Here is an 18,413-nt window from a genome sequence, read left to right as displayed (position 1 = left end):
TTCATGTAGAACCTCCTGCGTTCAAGGTACGGGAAAATTCTACTTATGAGCACCCTGGTTTTTCGGGGGGATTACCGACAGACCGGTCGAGAATGCCTGGCCGCAATTGCCCCCCTCTTCCCAGCAGGCCAGCCAGGTCTGGCGCTCCAACGTGGATACCAACGACCTGCTCAAGGCACCCAAACCGCTCTCCCTCGGGATGGATGTCGTGACCGACAGCGATGGCAATAGTCAGGTCACTCCCTACCAGAAACTGAACCTGACCGCCGAGAAGAGCGTGAGTCTCTCCTTCGAACAGCACAAACCCAGGATCAAGTTCAAGACCGCCGGCATGAACACCTCCATCAAGCTGCGCGGCAACGGGGTGAAGCTGGAGTTCAGCCCGACCGATCGCACCATACCGCTCGACATCGAGCTCAAGCTCACCGACGGCGAATCCTCGCTGCGCTTCGATTACCGTTTCTGAGGACGCAGAAATGACAAGGCCGACAACCCGTGGATTGTCGGCCTTGTGGTCAATGGCTCATCACCAGCAATTACTCCTTGGCGGAGAGCTTGGAAACCCAGTACTTGTTGTAGACGTGCACCGTGATCTCTTCGCGATCGTGATAGAGCTGCTTGGCCTGGATCACGAAGGCGTTGTCGATCTCCTTGAGCAGCTCGCGCAGCACCTCGATGTTGTGCACCGCCTCGGCGTAGCGCTTCTTCATCGGCAGCTTGAGGTTGAACATTGCCTCCTGGCAATCGCTCTCCCGGAACCAGTCGGCGATCATGTGGGTGACCCGCGCCGGCTTGTCCACCATGTCGCACACCAGCCAATAGGTGTTCTTCTTGCTCGGCCGCCACACGAAACCATCGTCGCGGATGTGCTTGACCTGACCGGTATCCATCAGAGACTGGGCCATCATGCCGTTGTCCACCGCCGTCACCATCATGCCGCGACGTACCAGTTGATAGGTCCAGCCACCCGGGCAGGCGCCCAGGTCGACGGCCTTCATGCCGGAGGTGAGGCGCAGGTCCCACTCTTCCCGCGGCACGAACACGTAGAAGGCCTCTTCCAGCTTGAGGCTGGAGCGGCTCGGGGCATCGGCCGGGCAGCGCAGACGCGGGATGCCCATGTGGAATTCGGAGTTGTTGAAGGAGTAGGAGTAACCCAGCAACACGTGATCATTGGCCAGGAAGAAGGCGTGGAACACCGGCCGGTGCGGGGTCTCCTTCTTGGTCAGCAACTCGTTGCCGCGCAGCGCCTGACGCAGTGGCACGGTGAACTTGCGGCAGAAAGCTGACAGCTCTTTTGCCTCGTTGGTATCGGCGGTTTCCACCCGCAGATCGCCACAGATGGCGTAACCCTGGGTCGCCTCCAGGATGGGGGTGATGCGATCCGACAGATCCAGATCCTTCAGCTCATGGGTCACCACCAGCATCTGGCGAATGAAGATGAGCTCTCTGAACGGCAGCTTGCGCGCCAGCAGATCGGCCTGCTCCTCGTCATACAGCTCGAATATCACGTAACCGCTGTCGTCCTTGACCCGGGCGAAACCGTAGCACTGCATGTTACTGGCACGCTCGGTGATCTCTGCCGCCGCCTCTTTCTCAAAACCGGGGCGGCAATAAAGCAGCAGATTATTCATTTTTTCCTCCAAGACGACAGCCAGCCCATATCAGAGCCGCCCATCCCAACATAAAACAGAGGCCACCGGCCGGGGTAATCAGCCCCAGCCCCTTGCTGCCGAGCAGCACCATGGCATAAATACTGCCGGAGAATCCCAGGATCCCCAGCACGAAGGCGGTGCCGGCAAAGGTGATGACCTTGCTGCGCACACCGCACCACCCCAGCACCAGCAGGGCCAGGGCGTGGAAAAACTGATACTGCACGGCGGTATTGAACGCCGCCAGACGTGAAGGCTCAATTCCGGTAGCCGCCAGACCATGGGCACCGTAGGCCCCCAGCAGGGTTGCCGTCAGGCCGAACACGCCCGCCAGCACCAGCCAATGTCGATGGAATTGCATCCCTTGCCTCCTCGTCGTTTCGCTTCCCATCCTCATGTTCGTGTCGGGATGGTCGCAATGAAGTTCTTGATCTGCCCGGCCGCCTGCCGCAGGTTCTCCTGCTCGCTCACCCCGCTGCTCTTGCGCGGTTTGAAGCCATGATCACCATCGGTCAGCCAATGGACCGATACGGCGGGTGAGAAGGGAAAATCAGCCAGTTCGGCACGGGTGCCGAAAGTATCGCGCTCCCCCTGCAACAGCAGGGTCGGCGTCTTGATCTGCTTGAGCACGTCACCCCGCCAGCGGTCGGGGTTGGCCGGGGGGTGGAAAGGATACCCGAGAATGAGCAATCCTGCAGCATTCATCTCGTCCTCGCCATCCTGATAGAGTTCGACCGCCATCCGCCCGCCCATCGACTTGCCGGCCAGAAACAGCCGAGGATGAGCAAACTCCTTCGCCATCTGGCGCCAGTGCGCCAGCAGCACGGGTTGCCTGTCCGGCGGTCTGCGTTTACCATCCAGCGCGCGCTTGCTCATGTAGGGGAAGTTGAAGCGCACCACCTCGATGTCCGGCCCGGCCAGCAGGCGTGACAACTCGGCCAGAAAGGCGTGCTCCATGCCCGCGCCGGCACCGTGGGCCAGCAAAATGCGGACGGGGGCATCGACAGCCCCCTCCCGGATCACCTCAGGCATCGGCCAGCCGTGCCCGGCGACGGGCCTCCTCCTGCTCCACCAGCTCCAGCATCCAGTCTCGGAAAGCGACTATCTTGCCCTGATCGGACTGCTGCTCCTGGCACACCAGATAGAAGGCGTTCTTGCTCACCAGCACCTGCTCGAACGGGCAGATGAGGCGGCCGGCCTCTATTTCGGGTTGGGCCAGCACGCTGTGGCCAAGGGCCACCCCCTGGCCGTGAATGGCCGCCTGGATCACCATGGTGGAGTGGCTGAAGATGGGCCCCTGATTGACGTTGGGCGCATCGATGTCGAGCTGGCGAAACCAGGCCTTCCAGTCACGGCGGGAGGTGTCGTGCAGCAGGGTGTGGCGGGTCAGATCGTCCGGGGTACGCAGCGGCTTGGGACCGGTCAGCAGCAACGGCGAACAGACCGGGATCAGATACTCGGTGTGCAGCTTATCGGCGCGCAGCCCAGGCCAGTTGCCACGGCCGTAATAGATGGCCACGTCCACATCGTCGGTGAGCGAGCCCTCGTCCATGTCCACCGCCTTGATCCGCACATCGATGTCGGGGTGGCGCTCGCTGAACTTTACCAGCCGCGGCACCAGCCACTGGATGGCGAAACTCGGCTGCAAAGAGACGGTGAGCGCCCCTTTGGCACTGCGCGCCAGCAGCTTGTCGGTCGCCTCCGAGATGGAGGTGAAAATGTCCTTGATGTCGAGGAAGTAGCCCTGCCCCTCCTCGGTCAACAACAGGGAGCGGTTCTTGCGGCGAAACAGCTTGATGCCGAGGTACTCTTCCAGCGCCTTGATCTGGTGACTGATGGCAGCCTGGGTCACGAAAAGCTCTTCCGCAGCCCGGGTGAAGCTTAAATGACGAGCCGCGGCTTCGAATGCTTTCAGTGCATTGAGCGGGGGTAAACGACGAGACATGAGACCAGCCGACGATGAGTTTTTCTAATGGGCCGCATTATAATTTGTCGGTTGCGGGTCGACCAGTGAATAAACATAATTCGCTTCGCAATCCGTTGTCATATGGCTCACTTTTTCTCTTCCATGTTGGTTTACATGTGATTTTTGTGAGTCACTGGACTGCGATTGTGGTGTTGTGTTTCTTCCTCTGCGGGAAGAGGGGTTTAAATCGGACCGATTTAACCCAGTCTGTCATCTGAATGTGTTTGGCGCCTCCGGTTGGATGGCGCCTTTTTTCTTATCCCTATACCTTGAACTGCCCCACCAGTTGCTGCTGCTTGTCGGCCAGCGCCGACAACTCGCGACCGTTTTCGGCGGAGCTGGCCGCCTCGGCACGGATGGTGTGGCTCACATCGCGAATGTTGCTGACGTTGCGATTGATCTCGTCCGCCACCCCGCTCTGCTCCTGCGCCGCCCTGGCAATCTGCTCGTTCATCTGATGGATGGTCGCCACCGCGTGGATGATCTGCTCCAGCACGCTGACCGACAGGTCCACCTTGGTGAGCGTCAGATCCGCCTGGCTGTGGCCGGTCATGATCGCCTTCACCACGGCCTCGGTGCCGGACTGCAGCTGGCCGATGAGGGTCTGAATTTCGACGATGGCGTTCTGGGTGCGACCCGCCAGATTGCGCACCTCATCCGCCACCACCGCAAAGCCACGGCCCTGCTCACCGGCCCGCGCCGCCTCGATGGCGGCGTTGAGCGCCAGCAGGTTGGTCTGCTCGGCAATCCCCTGAATGACCACCAGGATATCGTTGATGTTCTCGCTGTTGGCTGACAGGTGCTCCACCACCGGCTTGGCGTCGCTGATCACCGCCATCAGCTTGCGCATCGCCTCCTGGGTATCCGCCACCACGTATTTGCCCTCCTGCGCCGCCGTATCCGCCTGATTGGCCGCGGCGACCGCCGAATTGGCATTGCCCGCTACCTGCAGAGCGGTGGCGCTCAGCTCCTCGAACGCGGTCGCCACCAGATCCACCTCCTGATACTGGGCCTGCATGCCGGCACTGGTACGCTCGGCAACGCTGGCCGCCTGTTCGGCGCTGGCCCGGGTGCCGGCCACGGTATCGATGACCTGGCTGATGGTGCTCTGCAGCTTGTTCAGGAAGCTGTTGAACCACTTGGCCAGCTCGCCAATCTCGTCGTCACGGCGCAGCTCGATGCGCTGGGTGAGGTCCCCCTCGCCGCTGGCAATGTCCTTGAGGCGGGCCACCACGGCGCGAATGGGGGCCACTATCTGGTGGGCCATCAGCCAGATGCAGATCAGCGCGACCGCCGAGATGAGACCGCCGATGAGCAGCTGGGTCATCACGCTGCGGCTGGCCTGACCGGAGAGATCATCCTGCAGCTGGAGGGCCGACGCCAGCACCACGCTGCGCGGCAGTTCGATGTAGATGCCCCATTTCTGCTCGGTGCCCCGCATCTTGACCGGCACGAAAGTCTGCAGCAGGGTGCCGTCAGGACTCCAGCGGCTGCTGACCTGTCCCTGACCCAGCCAACCTTGCAGCTCGCCGGCCAGGGTCTGATACTGCTGGCCGAGCGGGCTGCCCAGGGTGACGTCGAAGCCGTCCACGCCGGCGACACGGCTCTGGCTGCTGACCAGCAGCACCTTGCCCTGCCCCTCGTAGAGCTCCTGATCCATCTCCTTGACCAGGCTTTGCAGCGCGGTCAGCGAGATATCGACGCCGACCATGCCGAGCAGCTTCTCTTGCTCCAGCAGGGGCACAGTCACCGAGGTCATCAACACCTTCTGCGAGCCCACATCATCGAGATAGGGTTCCAGCAGGCAGAGCGCCTTGCTGCGGATGCTGCAGCGATACCACTCGTTCTCCACCCCGCCGGCCGCCGTCGGGCTCTCGTCCGCCAGCACGGATTCGTTTTGCACCTCGGGTTCGATCTTGCCGTCGACCCGCGCCCAATAGGTGGAGAAGCGGCCCTGATCGTTGGAGCCCAGCGCGTTGGAGCCATGATAATTGCTGTCTTCACCGTCGAGCTGATCCGGCTCGAACACCGCATAGACGCCGAGCAGGTTGTCAGAGGAGGCGGCCGCGTCGTGCAACTGCTGATTGACGGCGGTACGCAGCGTTTCGGAGGAGCCGAAGTTGTCGGCCGCATTCTTGCGCTGGAACAGGATCCCCTGCCCCAGCAGAGTGGCCCGGAAGTAGGCCTCGTCCAGATAGCTGGTCACTTTGGCCGCCTGCTCCGAACCCATCGCCTTCATCCAGTTTTCGGCCGCACTCTGGGCTTCCGCCGTGGTGGAGGTCAGCACCTGATCCTGCATGTTGGCAGCACTGAAGAGGGAAGAGGCCACCAAGGCTCCGGCACTGGCCAACAAACAACAACCGGCGATCAGGGTGATCCGTCCCTGAACAGAAAGAGAACTCATGCCACCATTTCCTAGCTTTTTACAGATGTGATCAGTGTATCGGTTTTAGAAACAAAAACTTAACCTTATCACGCTAAATCCAGGGCAAGTTGGTTCACTTCGCCGGCCGCAGGCAGGCCGACCACCAATCCCAGTAGCCGAATGGGTTTGCCCTGCGCCCGCAGCAAGCCTTCGTGCAGCAGATCGTGAAACCGCTCCGGCTGGTAACCGCCGCGCCGGTAGACGGTGGTCTGCTGAAAATCGGCGAACTTGAGCTTGATCCCCTGCCCCATCAGTTGCTCCTTGCCGTGGCTGACCGAGAAACGTTGCTCCAGCTCGGGGATGAGCTGGCGGAGCACCTGCCAGCAGGCGGCCTCATCCAGCACGTCGCTGGCGAGCGTCGTCTCCACCCCTATGGTCTTGCGCACCCGCTGGGCCTGCACCGGCTGCTCGTCGTGGCCCCAGATCCGCCCGGCCAGCATCTCCCCGAGCTTGCCGAAACGGGCGATCAGCTCCTCATTGCCGAGCTGGCGGGCATCTTCGCAGGAGTAAAGGCCGAGCGACTCCAGCCGATCCGCGGTTTTGCGGCCGATGCCAGGCAACTTGCCAAGCGGCAGCTGGCGCACGAACTCATCCACCTCCTGCGGGCGGATCACGAACAGGCCGTCCGGCTTGTGCTGCTCGGAGGCGAGCTTGGCCAGAAACTTGTTGGGCGCCACCCCGGCCGAGGCGGTCAACCCCAGCTCGGTGTTGATCGCGGCGCGGATCTCGCGGGCCATCAGGGTGGCACTGCCACCACAGCAGGGGCTCATCGTCACATCGAGATAGGCCTCATCGAGGGAGAGCGGCTCCACCTGCTCGGTGTAGCGCAGGAAGATGGCCCGCAGCTGGCGGGAAACCTCCTTGTAGACCGCCATCCGACCGGGAATGAGCACCAGCGGCGGGCAGAGCTTGCGAGCCAGAGCGCTCGGCATGGCGGAGCGCACCCCGAAGCGGCGCGCCACATAGTTGCAGGTCGAGATGACGCCGCGCCTGTCAGCCGAGCCGCCGATGGCCAGCGGCACCTCGCGCAGGGCCGGGTTGTCCCGCATCTCTACCGCGGCATAGAAGCAGTCCATGTCGATGTGAATGATCTTGCGCATACCACTGTACGAATAAACAGGTAACCTGCCTATGCTAACCCAGTGCTGCCATTTCTGCCATCGGCATGAAATGAGGGTCAGATATAGACTCTTAAGGCACCATTGGTTAGCGCATCATGCAAGGAGGGTGAGATGAAGATAGGTTGGCTGGGATTGGGGCTCTGCCTGCTGGCACAGCCGGGCAGCAGCAAGGACAACCCGACCGCCGAATGCAGCTGGCTGTATGACCGCATCGCGGCGCTGGAGCAGGCCATCAAACAGGGCGACGAGCTGGGCACCCGGGAGGAGCTGGCACGCTGGCGGGCTGAGTTCAAAAAGAAAGCCTGCCAGCAATACGACTACTGAGTCTTTTGCAAAAAATAACGGGCTGACCATCAGGTCAGCCCGTCGGTTATCCGGCACGGGGTCGAGTACGACTCGGCGCCCTGTCCGCTCAGATGATCCGGTTCTCCGCCAGCATCTTGCGACGGGCCTCTTCCTTGGCCATCTTCTTCTTGCGGTTGTCACAGGGTTCCGGGCAATCACACTCTTTTTCGATACCTATGCTGCCGAGCCCGCCGCAGGAGCCGGAGATGGTCTTCTTCTGGAAGATGTAACCGATGGCCATGGCCACCACTACCGCCAGAAATACCCCGAAGGTGATCAAAAAAATCTGCATGTTACCGCCCCTTATTTTCTAACCAGATACTGTTTGAAGGCATCGGAGTAGGACTCCTCGAAACCATCATCCGTCTTGGTGATCACGAAGATAGCCAAGCCCCGCTCCTTGGCATAGGCCAGGCTCTTCTCGGGCCCGAGCACCATGAACACGGTCGCCAGCCCGTCTGCGGTCATGCAGGAGGGGTGAATGACGGTCACCGACACCATCCGATGCTGGATCGGCTTGCCGGTCATGGGATCAATGGTGTGGGAGAAGCGCTTGCCGTCCAGCTCGTAATAGTTGCGGTACTCGCCCGAGGTAGCCACCCCGTTGTCACCGGCCACGATCACTTCCTGCACCGAACCGGCGTTGGCGGTCGGCTTCTCGATGGCGACGCGCCAGGGGTGCCCCTTGCCGTTGACGCCGTTGATCCGCAGCTCGCCGCCGATCTCCACCAGATAGTTGCGTGAGCCCATGGACTCCAGATACTCGGCCACCTTGTCGACCCCAAAGCCCTTGGCGATGGCGGAGAGATCCACGTAGAGATCCGGGATGTCCTTTTGCAGGGTATCGGCATCGGCCGAGGTGATCACGTGCAGATTGCCGAGCCCGGTCTTCTGGCGGGTCTGGGTGATCAGCTCGTCGGAGGGCATCTTGGTCGGCCTGGCATCGGGCCCGAAGCCCCACAGATTGACCAAGGGGCCGACGGTGACGTCCAGCGCCCCGCGGCTCTCACGGCCAATGTGAATGGCCTCGGTCACCACCCGCGCGGTATCGCGGGAGACCACCACCGGCGTCGAGCCGCGATGCTGGTTGAAGCGCGACAGCTCGGAATCCGGGCGGTAGGTCGACATCTGATCGTTGACCCGCTCCAGCAGCACATCGACTTCGGCCTGGAACTTGGCGGGATCCGTGATGACGCTGTCCGCCACCTTGATGGAGTAATAGGTACCCATGGTGCTGCCGGTGATGTGGATCTCCGGCTTCGATTGGACCGTTTGTTCCTGACCGCACCCAGTCAAGAAAAAGGCTAGCCCGAAGGCTAGCCAGGTCTTTACAACACTGTGCATTGATTAACCACCAAAGTCATCCAGCAGGATGTTTTCGTCTTCAACACCGAGGTTTTTCAGCATGTTGATGACGGCTGCGTTCATCACGGGAGGCCCGCACATGTAGAACTCGCAATCTTCCGGCGCCTCGTGGTTCTTGAGATAGTTCTCGAACAGCACGTTGTGGATGAAGCCGGTGTAGCCGTCCCAGTTGTCTTCCGGTTGCGGATCAGACAGGGCGACGTGCCACTGGAAGTTGTCGTTCTCGGCCTGCAGCATGTCGAAGTCTTCGACATAGAACATCTCGCGCTTGGAACGGGCACCGTACCAGAAGCTCATCTTGCGCTTGGTCTTCAGACGGCGCAGCTGATCGAAGATGTGGGAACGCATCGGCGCCATACCGGCACCACCACCGATGAACACCATCTCGGCATCGGTGTCCTTGGCGAAGAACTCGCCGAACGGACCGGAGATGGTCACCTTGTCGCCAGCCTTCAGGCTGAAGATGTAGGAGGACATCTGGCCGGGAGGGGCAGTCCAGTTGCTCGGCGGCGGGGTCGCGATCCGCACGTTCAGCATGATGATGCCGAACTCTTCCGGATAGTTGGCCATGGAGTAGGCACGGATGATCGGCTCGTTGACCTTGGACTCCAGCTCGAAGATCTTGAAGCGATCCCAGTCACCGCGATACTCCTCGGGAATATCGAAGTTCTTGTACTGCACGTGGTGAGCCGGCGCTTCGATCTGGATATAACCACCGGCGCGGAACGGCACGCTCTCGCCATCCGGGATCTGCAGCTTGAGCTCCTTGATGAAGGTGGCCTTGTTGTCATTGGAGATGACGGTACAGTCCCACTTCTTCACCCCGAAGATCTCTTCCGGCAGTTCGATGTCCATGTCGGAACGAACGGTGACCTGACAGGCCAGACGCTCGCCGTGACGGGCTTCGCCCTTGCTGATGTGATCCAGCTCGGTCGGCAGGATATCGCCGCCGCCGGATTTCACCCGTACCTTGCACTGACCACAGGAGCCGCCGCCGCCGCAGGCGGAGGAGACGAAGATACCGCTGCCGGCCAGCACACCGAGCAGCTTGCCACCCGCCGGGCTGGTCACAGCCTTGGCCGGGTCGCCGTTGATGCTGATTGTCACGTCACCGGCGGTCACCAGCTTGGACTTGGCGAACAGAATGACTGCCACCAAGGCCAGCAGGATCACGGTGAACATGACCACACCCAGAATAATTTCCATCTATATTTCCTTTCCGATTACAGGGAAATACCAGAGAAGGACATGAAGCCCAGCGCCATCAGACCCGCGGTGATGAAGGTGATGCCGAGGCCGCGCAGGCCTTCTGGAACATCGGAATACTTCATCTTCTCGCGGATCCCCGCCATCGCGACGATGGCAAGCATCCAGCCGGCACCCGAACCCACGCCATAGACCACGGACTCAACGAAGTTGTAGTCACGCTGCACCATGAAGGAGACGCCACCGAAGATGGCGCAGTTCACGGTGATGAGCGGCAGGAAGATACCGAGCGCGTTGTAGAGAGCCGGGAAGTACTTGTCCAGCGCCATCTCCAGGATCTGCACCAGTGCCGCGATCACCCCGATAAAGGTGATGAAGCTCAGGAAGCTCAGATCCAGGCCGGAAACCAGGGCACCGTCCTTGAGGACGTAGTTGTAGATCAGGTTGTTGGCCGGGACGGCCACGGTCTGAACCACGATAACGGCGATCCCCAGGCCCATGGCGGTCTTGACCTTCTTGGACACCGCCAGGAAGGTACACATCCCCAGGAAGAAGGAGAGCGCCAGGTTCTCGATGAAGATCGAGCGAATCAACAGACTGATATAGTGTTCCATACCTTAATCCTTCGCCTCCACCTGCTTGGGATCCTTGGTGCGTACGCCCCAGATGATCAGACCAATGATGAAGAACGCACTCGGCGGCAGCAGCAGCAGGCCGTTGGGCACATACCAGCCGCCATTGTTCACCAGCGGCAGCAGTTCGATGCCAAACCAGGTACCGGAGCCCAGGATCTCGCGCACGGTGGCCACGGTCAGCAGCACGGCGCCATAACCCAGACCGTTGCCGATACCGTCCAGGAAGGAGGGCAGCGGGGCACTCTTCATGGCGTAGGCTTCGGCACGACCCATCACGATACAGTTGGTGATGATGAGGCCGACGAACACCGACAGCTGCTTGGAGATGTCGTAGGCATACGCCTTAAGCACCTGGTCAACCACGATAACCAGCGAGGCAATCACCGCCATCTGGGCGATGATCCGCACGCTGTTCGGGATCTGGTTGCGGATCAGGGAGATGAACAGGTTGGAGAAGGCGGTGACCGCGGTAACGGCCAGCGTCATCACGAACGCCGTCTTCATCTGGCTGGTAACGGCCAGCGCGGAACAGACCCCCAGCACCTGCAGTGCGATGGGGTTGTTGCCGAGCACAGGCGTCAACAGCAACTTTTTCATTTCGCTCTTGTCAGCCATTGTTGATTTCTCCTGCACGAACCTTGGCCAGGAAAGGACCGAAGCCCTTGGGACCCATCCAGAAGTCGAAGGTATGCTGTACGCCGTTACCGGTCAGGGTCGCGCCGGACAGGCCGTCGATCTCATGCTCGGAACCAGCCGGAGCATGACCCTTGATCACCCGCAGTGCCGGCATGCCATCCTGATCGAACAGCTTCTTGCCGACGAACAGCTCGCGCCAGGCCGGATTTTCGATCTCGCCGCCCAGACCCGGGGTTTCACCGTGGTCATAGTAGGTGATGCCCTTGATGGTCTGGCCATCGGCCGCGACCGCCACGAAGGCGTACATGGTGGACCACAGACCCTGGCCGTAGATCGGCAGGATGATGTTGTCGACCTTGCCCTCGGCATCTTTCGCGAAGAACACCGGGATCAGTTTGGAGATTTGACGCAGGCCGGCCTTGTCGTCGGCCGGGGCCAGACGAATGCTCTTGGCCGGGTCTTTTGCCGCCAGCTTGGTATCGAAGTTGTCGGCATCGCCGTCAACGAACTCACCGGTAGTCAAATCGACCAGACGCGCTTCAATCTTGTCACCGTACAGCTGGGCCAGATCGCGCTTGGCCACGCTGCTGATATCGACACCGGCGACGGACAGAATGTTGCTTTGCTTGTCCAGCGCCCGGTTTTCCAGCTGGGCCGGACGCAGTCCCACGGCGGCCACGGAGACCACGATGGAGCAGACCAGGCACAGACCGGTCACTATGGTGAGGGTGCCGACAGTAGAGTCTTTATTAAACGCCACGAGCGATCCTCCGCTTGATGTTCGCCTGCGCCACGAAATGGTCAAACAAGGGGGCAAACAGGTTGGCAAACAGAATGGCCAGCATCATGCCTTCCGGGAAGGCGGGGTTCACCACCCGGATCAGCACCACCATCACCCCGATCAGGGCGCCATACCACCACTTGCCCTTGTTGGTGAAGGCAGCGGAGACCGGATCGGTCGCCATGAAGGCCATACCAAAGGCGAAGCCGCCCAGCACCAGATGCCAGTGCCACGGCATGTTGAACATGGGGTTGGTATCGGAACCGATGACGTTGAACAGCAGGGAGGTCGCTACCATGCCGATCATCACACCGGCGATGATGCGCCAGGAGGCGATCCGCATGTAGACGATCATGGCCGCACCGATGAGGATCATCAGGGTGGAGACTTCACCGATGGAACCGGGCAGGTTGCCAAGGAAGGCATCCATCCAGCTGATGGTCTGGCCGGTGGCACCGTTGATCAGGGCCATCTGGCCGCCTTGGGCCCACTGGCTCAGCGCGGTGGCACCCGAGTAGCCGTCGACGGCAACCCAGACTGCATCACCGGAGATCTGGCCCGGATAGGCGAAGAACAGGAAGGCACGACCTGCCAGCGCCGGGTTCAGGAAGTTCTTGCCGGTACCACCGAACACTTCCTTGGCCAGCACCACACCGAAGGTGATACCCAGGGCAGCTTGCCACAGGGGCAGCTCGGGCGGCACGATCAGCGCGAACAGGATGGAGGTCACGAAGAAACCTTCGTTGATCTCGTGCTTGCGCACCATGGCGAACAGCACTTCCCAGAAACCACCGACCAGGAACACGGTCAGGTAGATGGGCAGGAAGTGGGCAGCACCGATCAGCATCTTGCTGCCGATGCCGGCGACGGCCGGATCCAGCGAAGCACCCAGCAGGGTGGCTATGGTGTATTGCCAGGTGTCGGCACCGGCAGCCGTGCCCAGATGGGCGATGGCGGCGATGGATTGGTTGCCGACGTTGTACATGCCCCAGAACATGGCCGGGAACACGGCCAGCCACACCATGATCATCATGCGCTTCAGATCGATCGCATCACGGACGTGGGCGGCATTGCGGGTCACGGAACCCGGGGTATAAAACAGGGTGTACGCCGCTTCGAACAGGGCATAGTACTTGGCGTACTTGCCACCCGGCTCGAAGTGATGTTCCATATTTTCAAGAAGTTGCTTGAAACTCATCGCTTAACCTTCCAGTTCGATCTTGGTCAGGCACTCACGCAAGACTGGGCCGTACTCGGTCTTGCCGGGGCAGACGAAGGTACAGAGCGCCAGATCTTCCTCATCCAGCTCCAGACAGCCGAGTGCTTGCGCATTGTCGGTGTCGCCGGAGACCAGATCCCGCAGCAGCAGGGTCGGCAGGATGTCGAGCGGCATCACGCGCTCGTAGTTGCCGATAGGCACCATGGAGCGATCACTACCGTTGGTGGTGGTAGTGAAGTTGATGAGTTTGCCCTTCATCAGGTGAGAGAGGGTGGTACGGGTGATGGAGAACTTGCTGGCGCTGGGATTGACCCAACCCAGGAACTCTTTCTCGCGACCTTCACCCAGTACGCTGACCTGATTGTGGTAGCGACCCAGGTAGTCATGTACCCCTTCGGCCTTGGCACCGCTCAGCAGGGAACCGGAGATGATGCGATTCTCGTCCGCACGCAGCTCGTTGTTGGTCAACTGGCTGATGCAGGCGCCCATGCGGGTGCGCAGCAGACGCGGCTTGACCACGTTCGGGCCGGCCAGCGCGATCACCTTGTCGGTAAAGATCTGACCGGTGGTGAACAGCTTGCCGTAGGCGATCACATCCTGATAGTTGATGTGCCACTGCACCTTCTTGGCACCGACCGGGTCCAGGAAGTGGATGTGGGTACCGGGCAGACCGGCAGGGTGCGGGCCGACGAACACCTCTTCCTTGACTTGCGCCAGGGAAGCGTGCGGCAGGCTCGCCTCGCCCTTGCAGACGTAGACGGTGCCATCGGTCAGACGAGTCAGCACGGCCAGACCGTCGAGGAAAGCCTGGGCCTGTTCCTTGATGATCAGCTCCGCACTGGCAGCCAGCGGGTTGGTGTCCATGGCGGTGACGAAGATGGCGCGAGGGGTGGAACCCACGGCCGGCACCTTGCTGAACGGGCGGGTACGCAACGCGGTCCATTGGCCGGACGCGACCAGGATCTCCTGCACCTTGCTGCGCTCGAGCTTGGCCAGCTCGGCAGACGCAAAGTGCTCGAAGGTCACCTGCTCGTCGGACCCATCGATATCGATGACAACGGATTGCAGAATGCGCTTGGCACCCCGGTTGATCTCTGAAACCACACCGGTGGCGGGGGCCGTGAATTTAACGCCGGGATTCTTCTTATCTTCGAAGAGCTCCTGACCTTTAATGACGCGATCACCTACTTTGACAAACATAGTAGGACGCATCCCCACGAACTCTTCGCCGAGTGTAGCAACACGGGTGATGGCCGGGCCATCGTAGATTACTTGCTCCGGAGCACCCAGCACGGGGATGTCCAGTCCTCTTTTAATTGTAATCATACTCACTTGCACTACCGTTAAGGGAAGACAGGTTGGTTAGCGCCGAGAAATACATCACGACGAGTTGTTGAATGAGCCCGTTGATGTTGCGGGATGATGTCGAAGAAATAAACAAATCAGCAACATACAGGGTCATTCAAAAGCGCCTGAGTTTACCACTTATGGCGAGTTGCCTGCCATGCAAAATGGGGAAAATCCCCGCTCTATCACAAAATCATCGAAATTTAATCACGCGGCTTTTTTTCACGAAACCTCAGGCGCGGCTTCGAGTTAGCCATTATTACCCAAAAATGGGTAATGGTTTTTATGTTCAAAAAAGGATTAGAAATCTTGATGTCAGGGCGGGAGGTTGGCGTCCCGTTCCACAGCCAGGGACGCCACCGGAAAACGTTTATGAATTGTTAACTAGTCGCAGATTGAGTAATCAATTCGTCAATAGCCTTAGGAGAGACCGTTTTTGCTGACGCAGCTGGGGGTGGTTGGTGCCTGTTCCCGCTGTTGCCACTCCTGCTCGGTATAGGTATGCAGCGCCAATGCATGAATGGCTCCCGCCAACTCTTCAGCCAGCACTCCGTTGACCTGACGATGACGCCCCAGCAGCCGCTGTCCTTCAAACGCCTGGCTCACCACCACCACCTTGAAGTGGCTCTCGGAGCCCGGTGCCACCCGGTGCATGTAGCTTTCGTTGATCACTTCCAGATGGCTGGGGGACAAGGCGGCGGCCAGCTTGGCCTCGATCTGTTGTTGCATGGTCACGAGCAAAACTCCCAAAATGGATGTCCGGCCATTGTAGCCAGGGTTGGCCGGATGACGAAATCGTCCAGAACGGGAAAATGACACGCTTTTCCCCCGCTGCCGTGGCGGCCGGGACTGGTGAAATTCTCCGCCCCCGCTAGAATAGCGCCACTTTGCGCCCCGTCGGCGCCCGTTACATGAATCAGCTGGACACTTCGCCTATGCAAACCCTTCTCGACACGGCCCATTGTCGCCTGACCCTGTATCGCTATCCACGCCAGCTCCAGGATCCGTTGCAGGCCTGGGACGCCGCAGACGAGTACCTGATCAACACCCTGGCCGAGGAGCCTCTCGAGCGCGACGGCCCGGTCATCATCATGAATGACGGCTTCGGCGCCCTGGCTGCCTACCTGCACGGCCATGCTCCCGTCAGCGTGACCGACTCCCATATCAGCGAACGAGCCACCCTGGCCAATCTGGCCGAGAACGGCCTGGATCCCCATGCCATCCGCCTGCAGGATGCACTGGCCTCCCTGCCCGATACCCCCGCACTGGTAGTGATCAAGGTCTCCAAATATCAGGCGCTGCTGGAGCAACAACTGCTGGCCCTGCGCCAGGTGGCCACCCCCGCCACCCGCGTCATCGCCGCCGGCAAAGCCAAAGACATCCACAGCTCCACTCTGGCGCTGTTTGAAAAATACCTGGGGCCGACCCGCACCTCGCTGGCCTGGAAGAAGGCCCGCCTCATCCACTGCACCCCGGCCGCTACGCCTGCCGAACGGCCCGCGCTGGCCAATCCCTTTCCCACGATCTGGCCGCTGGAGGGCACCGACATGCTCATCCACAACCACGCCAACGTGTTTTCACGCACCAGTCTGGACATCGGTGCCCGCTTCATGCTCGACAACCTGCCGATCCACAGTGCCCGCAAGGTGATCGATCTGGGTTGCGGCAACGGCGTGCTGGGGCTCTCCCTGCTGGCACGGGACGCCGAGGTGGAGGTGACCTTCATCGACGAGTCCCACATGGCGGTCGCCTCGGCCCAGCTCAACGTCGAACACAATCTGCCGGCTGCCCTGCCCCGCGCCCACTTCCTGGTCAACAACTGTCTCGACGGCGTGGCGGTCGGCTCGGTGGACCGGATCCTCTGCAACCCGCCGTTCCACCAGTTGCAGGCGATCACCGACCATATCGCCTGGCAGATGTTCAGCGATGCCCATCGGGTGTTGCCCAAGGGCGGCGAACTCTGGATAGTAGGCAACCGTCACCTGGATTATCACAACAAGCTCAAGCGCCTGTTTGCCAACGCACAAGTCGTTGCGTCGAACAGCAAATTCGTTATTTTGAAAGCCATCAAACGCTAAACAGAAAGCTAAAGGAAACCCATGATGAAAAAGTCACTCTTGCTGCTGGCCGCCCTGATGCTGGGTGGTTGTGCGACTCACTGGCCGGAGACCGCCCTGCTTAACCCGCAGGTGATCCCCTCCAATCAGCAGTACTACTCCGGCAACCGCATCACCCTGGAAGGGGTGGACAAGCGTGAAGCCGCCTACGTTTTCTCCATCAAGAAGAAAGAGAAGGCCGCCGTGCTGGTCAACAGCGAACAGCCGCTCAACAACCTGCTGGCCGAAAAGCTGGCGGAAGGGCTGCGCAGCCAGGGGCTGGAAGTGGGCAACAGCGGTACCACCAACCTGACCCTGGCCATCTCCAGCGCTGCGGTCACGGTGGAAGAGAAGACCTTCACCTATGTCACCAAGTCCCGCGTCAGCCTGCAGGTGATCGCCGATTTCCAGGGCAGCAAGCTGACCAAGCAGTTCAACATGTCCTCCAGCAAGGAAGGCCCGGGTGAGCCGAGCATGGCCGAGCTGGAATCCATCCTGAACCAGCAGCTGGGCAGCCTGCTGCAGCAGATCATGGCGGACAACGCCCTGCGCGGGTATCTCAAGGGTCAGCCGAGCTGAGCGAGGAGCGGATAGATGAAAAAACTCTGGTTACTGGCCATGCTGATCTCCCCGCTGGCATTCGCCGGCCCCAAGGTCAGGATGGAGACCAACCACGGCAATATCGTGGTGGAACTGGCGTCCAAACAGGCGCCGCAGACGGTGAAGAACTTCCTGCGCTACGTGGCGGATGGCAGCTATGACGGCAGCATCTTCCACCGGGTGATCCAGGACTTCGTGGTGCAGGGGGGCGGCTACAACCAGCAGTTCCAGCAACTGCCGACCTTCGATCCCGTGGTCAACGAGTCCAAGGGCGGCCTGCCCAACAAGCGCGGCAGCATCGCCATGGCCCGCACCCAGGCGGTCGACAGTGCCACTCGCCAGTTCTACTTCAACCTGGTTGACAACAACAACCTCAACGCCAATGCCGGCGCCGGTTATACCGTGTTTGGCCAGGTGGTGCAGGGCATGGAGGTGCTGGACAAGCTGGCCCAGGTGCAGACCGGTTACAGCCCGATCCTGCGTGCCAATGACGTGCCCACCAGCCCCATCATCCTCAAGAAAGTGGTGCTGCTGGCAGACAAATAACGCGGAGCAGATCACATTCCGCCACCCCGCGCGCTGGGTCGCCGGCGCCCCTTTCTATACTCTGGCCTTGCCCCGCTGTTCGGGACTAGGCCCACAAGAGGAGAAGGAGGTTCCGGTGACCTGCAATGATTACATCGCCCAGCACGCCATCCCGCTGGCCCAGACGGTTCGTCACTTTCTGGCACGAGAGATCCCCTATCAACAGCTGGAAGATCTGAGCTGGCAGCTGTTGTCCCACTGGCAGGATCTGCCCCAGGTTCCCGCCGACAAGACTCCGGCCTCCGAGCAGGAGGGGGTATTCTGGCACCTGCTGCACAGCCTGCATCAATGGGATGAACAGCAGATCATCGCCGACGTCTGGCTGCGCCTGCAGCTGATGGAGTGCGCCAATTACCTGACCACGGACGGGCCGCTGCCGCGCCACTGCATCGGCCTGCGCCCCTGAATCGCGCAACGCCACCCCCGGCTTGCCTTGG

The 18,413-nt window shown here is 60.6% G+C and carries 21 protein-coding genes; 6 read left to right on the top strand and 15 right to left on the bottom strand.

All coding sequences use genetic code 11. From position 1 onward, the window contains the following. Positions 1 to 70: 70 nt before the first annotated feature. Positions 71 to 466: a hypothetical protein gene (locus PG899_RS20940; protein WP_333563660.1), complete on the top strand. Its 396-nt coding sequence runs from the start codon at positions 71 to 73 to the stop codon at positions 464 to 466. A 70-nt stretch (positions 467 to 536) separates the two neighbouring features. Here the strand turns inward: PG899_RS20940 and rlmM are convergent, their stop codons facing one another. The 6 genes from rlmM to dinB all read right to left on the bottom strand — a co-directional run bounded on the left by rlmM (position 537) and on the right by dinB (position 7,140). Beyond that, complete coding sequence (gene rlmM, locus PG899_RS20935; protein WP_016349849.1) at positions 537 to 1,631, bottom strand: 23S rRNA (cytidine(2498)-2'-O)-methyltransferase RlmM; 1,095 nt, start codon at positions 1,629 to 1,631, stop codon at positions 537 to 539. Next, positions 1,624 to 2,010, bottom strand: coding sequence for a DUF423 domain-containing protein (locus PG899_RS20930; RefSeq protein ID WP_077095275.1), 387 nt, complete (start codon positions 2,008 to 2,010; stop codon positions 1,624 to 1,626). The genes rlmM and PG899_RS20930 overlap by 8 nt, the downstream gene beginning before the upstream one ends. 32 nt (positions 2,011 to 2,042) lie before the next feature. Next, positions 2,043 to 2,681, bottom strand: a complete 639-nt coding sequence (locus PG899_RS20925) for an alpha/beta fold hydrolase (protein WP_077095276.1) — start codon at positions 2,679 to 2,681, stop codon at positions 2,043 to 2,045. Beyond that, on the bottom strand, positions 2,674 to 3,594 hold the full coding sequence (locus PG899_RS20920) for a transcriptional regulator GcvA (protein ID WP_005303519.1): 921 nt from the start codon (positions 3,592 to 3,594) through the stop codon (positions 2,674 to 2,676). The genes PG899_RS20925 and PG899_RS20920 overlap by 8 nt, the downstream gene beginning before the upstream one ends. Positions 3,595 to 3,877: 283 nt before the next feature. After that, complete coding sequence (locus tag PG899_RS20915) at positions 3,878 to 6,019, bottom strand: methyl-accepting chemotaxis protein (protein ID WP_077095277.1); 2,142 nt, start codon at positions 6,017 to 6,019, stop codon at positions 3,878 to 3,880. A 68-nt stretch (positions 6,020 to 6,087) separates the two neighbouring features. Next, positions 6,088 to 7,140: a DNA polymerase IV gene (gene dinB / locus PG899_RS20910; RefSeq protein ID WP_077095278.1), complete on the bottom strand. Its 1,053-nt coding sequence runs from the start codon at positions 7,138 to 7,140 to the stop codon at positions 6,088 to 6,090. A gap of 132 nt (positions 7,141 to 7,272) precedes the next feature. Between dinB and PG899_RS20905 the strand changes: the two genes are divergently transcribed. After that, positions 7,273 to 7,485, top strand: a complete 213-nt coding sequence (locus PG899_RS20905; protein WP_029301604.1) for a hypothetical protein — start codon at positions 7,273 to 7,275, stop codon at positions 7,483 to 7,485. A gap of 88 nt (positions 7,486 to 7,573) precedes the next feature. Here the strand turns inward: PG899_RS20905 and nqrM are convergent, their stop codons facing one another. From nqrM to PG899_RS20860, 9 genes are all read right to left on the bottom strand, one after another. Beyond that, positions 7,574 to 7,798 carry a (Na+)-NQR maturation NqrM gene (nqrM, locus tag PG899_RS20900; protein ID WP_011705066.1) on the bottom strand — a complete coding sequence of 75 codons (225 nt, stop codon included), beginning with the start codon at positions 7,796 to 7,798 and terminating at the stop codon, positions 7,574 to 7,576. 11 nt (positions 7,799 to 7,809) lie between these two features. Continuing rightward, positions 7,810 to 8,850, bottom strand: coding sequence for an FAD:protein FMN transferase ApbE (locus tag PG899_RS20895; protein WP_011705065.1), 1,041 nt, complete (start codon positions 8,848 to 8,850; stop codon positions 7,810 to 7,812). Positions 8,851 to 8,853: 3 nt separating this feature from the next. Beyond that, on the bottom strand, positions 8,854 to 10,077 hold the full coding sequence (nqrF, locus tag PG899_RS20890; RefSeq protein WP_011705064.1) for an NADH:ubiquinone reductase (Na(+)-transporting) subunit F: 1,224 nt from the start codon (positions 10,075 to 10,077) through the stop codon (positions 8,854 to 8,856). A 17-nt stretch (positions 10,078 to 10,094) separates the two neighbouring features. Then, entirely contained in the window at positions 10,095 to 10,691 is a 597-nt protein-coding gene (nqrE, locus tag PG899_RS20885; RefSeq protein WP_005303538.1) for an NADH:ubiquinone reductase (Na(+)-transporting) subunit E, read from the bottom strand. Positions 10,692 to 10,694: 3 nt separating this feature from the next. Next, on the bottom strand, positions 10,695 to 11,327 hold the full coding sequence (locus tag PG899_RS20880) for an NADH:ubiquinone reductase (Na(+)-transporting) subunit D (RefSeq protein ID WP_005303545.1): 633 nt from the start codon (positions 11,325 to 11,327) through the stop codon (positions 10,695 to 10,697). Then, positions 11,320 to 12,108: a Na(+)-translocating NADH-quinone reductase subunit C gene (locus PG899_RS20875; protein ID WP_011705063.1), complete on the bottom strand. Its 789-nt coding sequence runs from the start codon at positions 12,106 to 12,108 to the stop codon at positions 11,320 to 11,322. Before PG899_RS20875 ends, PG899_RS20880 begins: the two co-directional genes overlap by 8 nt. Next, positions 12,098 to 13,327 (bottom strand): NADH:ubiquinone reductase (Na(+)-transporting) subunit B, encoded by a 1,230-nt coding sequence (locus PG899_RS20870; protein WP_011705062.1) that lies wholly within the window; start codon positions 13,325 to 13,327, stop codon positions 12,098 to 12,100. The genes PG899_RS20875 and PG899_RS20870 overlap by 11 nt, the downstream gene beginning before the upstream one ends. 3 nt (positions 13,328 to 13,330) lie before the next feature. After that, a complete protein-coding gene (locus PG899_RS20865; protein WP_011705061.1) occupies positions 13,331 to 14,674 on the bottom strand; it encodes a Na(+)-translocating NADH-quinone reductase subunit A in 1,344 nt (447 codons plus the stop codon). Positions 14,675 to 15,115: 441 nt separating this feature from the next. Then, positions 15,116 to 15,424, bottom strand: coding sequence for a BolA family protein (locus tag PG899_RS20860; RefSeq protein ID WP_011705060.1), 309 nt, complete (start codon positions 15,422 to 15,424; stop codon positions 15,116 to 15,118). Between the two features lie 206 nt (positions 15,425 to 15,630). Here PG899_RS20860 and PG899_RS20855 point away from each other — a divergent pair, with 206 nt between their 5' ends. The 4 genes from PG899_RS20855 (at position 15,631) to PG899_RS20840 (ending at position 18,382) form a co-directional block, all read left to right on the top strand. After that, the gene (locus PG899_RS20855; protein WP_077095279.1) at positions 15,631 to 16,773 is read left to right on the top strand and encodes a methyltransferase; all 1,143 of its coding nucleotides are present in this window, start codon (positions 15,631 to 15,633) and stop codon (positions 16,771 to 16,773) included. A 24-nt stretch (positions 16,774 to 16,797) separates the two neighbouring features. Continuing rightward, a complete protein-coding gene (locus PG899_RS20850) occupies positions 16,798 to 17,370 on the top strand; it encodes a YajG family lipoprotein (protein ID WP_011705058.1) in 573 nt (190 codons plus the stop codon). 15 nt (positions 17,371 to 17,385) lie between these two features. Then, entirely contained in the window at positions 17,386 to 17,937 is a 552-nt protein-coding gene (locus PG899_RS20845; RefSeq protein ID WP_077095280.1) for a peptidylprolyl isomerase, read from the top strand. Between the two features lie 115 nt (positions 17,938 to 18,052). Continuing rightward, positions 18,053 to 18,382, top strand: coding sequence for a hypothetical protein (locus PG899_RS20840; protein ID WP_017408628.1), 330 nt, complete (start codon positions 18,053 to 18,055; stop codon positions 18,380 to 18,382). Positions 18,383 to 18,413: the final 31 nt, after the last annotated feature.

Source organism: Aeromonas sp. QDB39 (assembly GCF_027707585.1).
GTDB lineage: Bacteria > Pseudomonadota > Gammaproteobacteria > Enterobacterales > Aeromonadaceae > Aeromonas > Aeromonas hydrophila.
This window is presented reverse-complemented; position numbering and strand designations above follow the sequence as displayed.

Coding starts and splice junctions, on each gene's coding strand:
- rlmM (WP_016349849.1), bottom strand. CDS start 1,631: ATGAATAATCTGCTGCTTTATTGCCGCCCCGGTTTTGAGAAAGAGGCG.
- PG899_RS20930 (WP_077095275.1), bottom strand. CDS start 2,010: ATGCAATTCCATCGACATTGGCTGGTGCTGGCGGGCGTGTTCGGCCTG.
- PG899_RS20925 (WP_077095276.1), bottom strand. CDS start 2,681: ATGCCTGAGGTGATCCGGGAGGGGGCTGTCGATGCCCCCGTCCGCATT.
- PG899_RS20920 (WP_005303519.1), bottom strand. CDS start 3,594: ATGTCTCGTCGTTTACCCCCGCTCAATGCACTGAAAGCATTCGAAGCC.
- PG899_RS20915 (WP_077095277.1), bottom strand. CDS start 6,019: ATGAGTTCTCTTTCTGTTCAGGGACGGATCACCCTGATCGCCGGTTGT.
- dinB (WP_077095278.1), bottom strand. CDS start 7,140: ATGCGCAAGATCATTCACATCGACATGGACTGCTTCTATGCCGCGGTA.
- PG899_RS20905 (WP_029301604.1), top strand. CDS start 7,273: ATGAAGATAGGTTGGCTGGGATTGGGGCTCTGCCTGCTGGCACAGCCG.
- nqrM (WP_011705066.1), bottom strand. CDS start 7,798: ATGCAGATTTTTTTGATCACCTTCGGGGTATTTCTGGCGGTAGTGGTG.
- PG899_RS20895 (WP_011705065.1), bottom strand. CDS start 8,850: ATGCACAGTGTTGTAAAGACCTGGCTAGCCTTCGGGCTAGCCTTTTTC.
- nqrF (WP_011705064.1), bottom strand. CDS start 10,077: ATGGAAATTATTCTGGGTGTGGTCATGTTCACCGTGATCCTGCTGGCC.
- nqrE (WP_005303538.1), bottom strand. CDS start 10,691: ATGGAACACTATATCAGTCTGTTGATTCGCTCGATCTTCATCGAGAAC.
- PG899_RS20880 (WP_005303545.1), bottom strand. CDS start 11,327: ATGGCTGACAAGAGCGAAATGAAAAAGTTGCTGTTGACGCCTGTGCTC.
- PG899_RS20870 (WP_011705062.1), bottom strand. CDS start 13,327: ATGAGTTTCAAGCAACTTCTTGAAAATATGGAACATCACTTCGAGCCG.
- PG899_RS20865 (WP_011705061.1), bottom strand. CDS start 14,674: ATGATTACAATTAAAAGAGGACTGGACATCCCCGTGCTGGGTGCTCCG.
- PG899_RS20860 (WP_011705060.1), bottom strand. CDS start 15,424: ATGCAACAACAGATCGAGGCCAAGCTGGCCGCCGCCTTGTCCCCCAGC.
- PG899_RS20855 (WP_077095279.1), top strand. CDS start 15,631: ATGCAAACCCTTCTCGACACGGCCCATTGTCGCCTGACCCTGTATCGC.
- PG899_RS20850 (WP_011705058.1), top strand. CDS start 16,798: ATGAAAAAGTCACTCTTGCTGCTGGCCGCCCTGATGCTGGGTGGTTGT.
- PG899_RS20845 (WP_077095280.1), top strand. CDS start 17,386: ATGAAAAAACTCTGGTTACTGGCCATGCTGATCTCCCCGCTGGCATTC.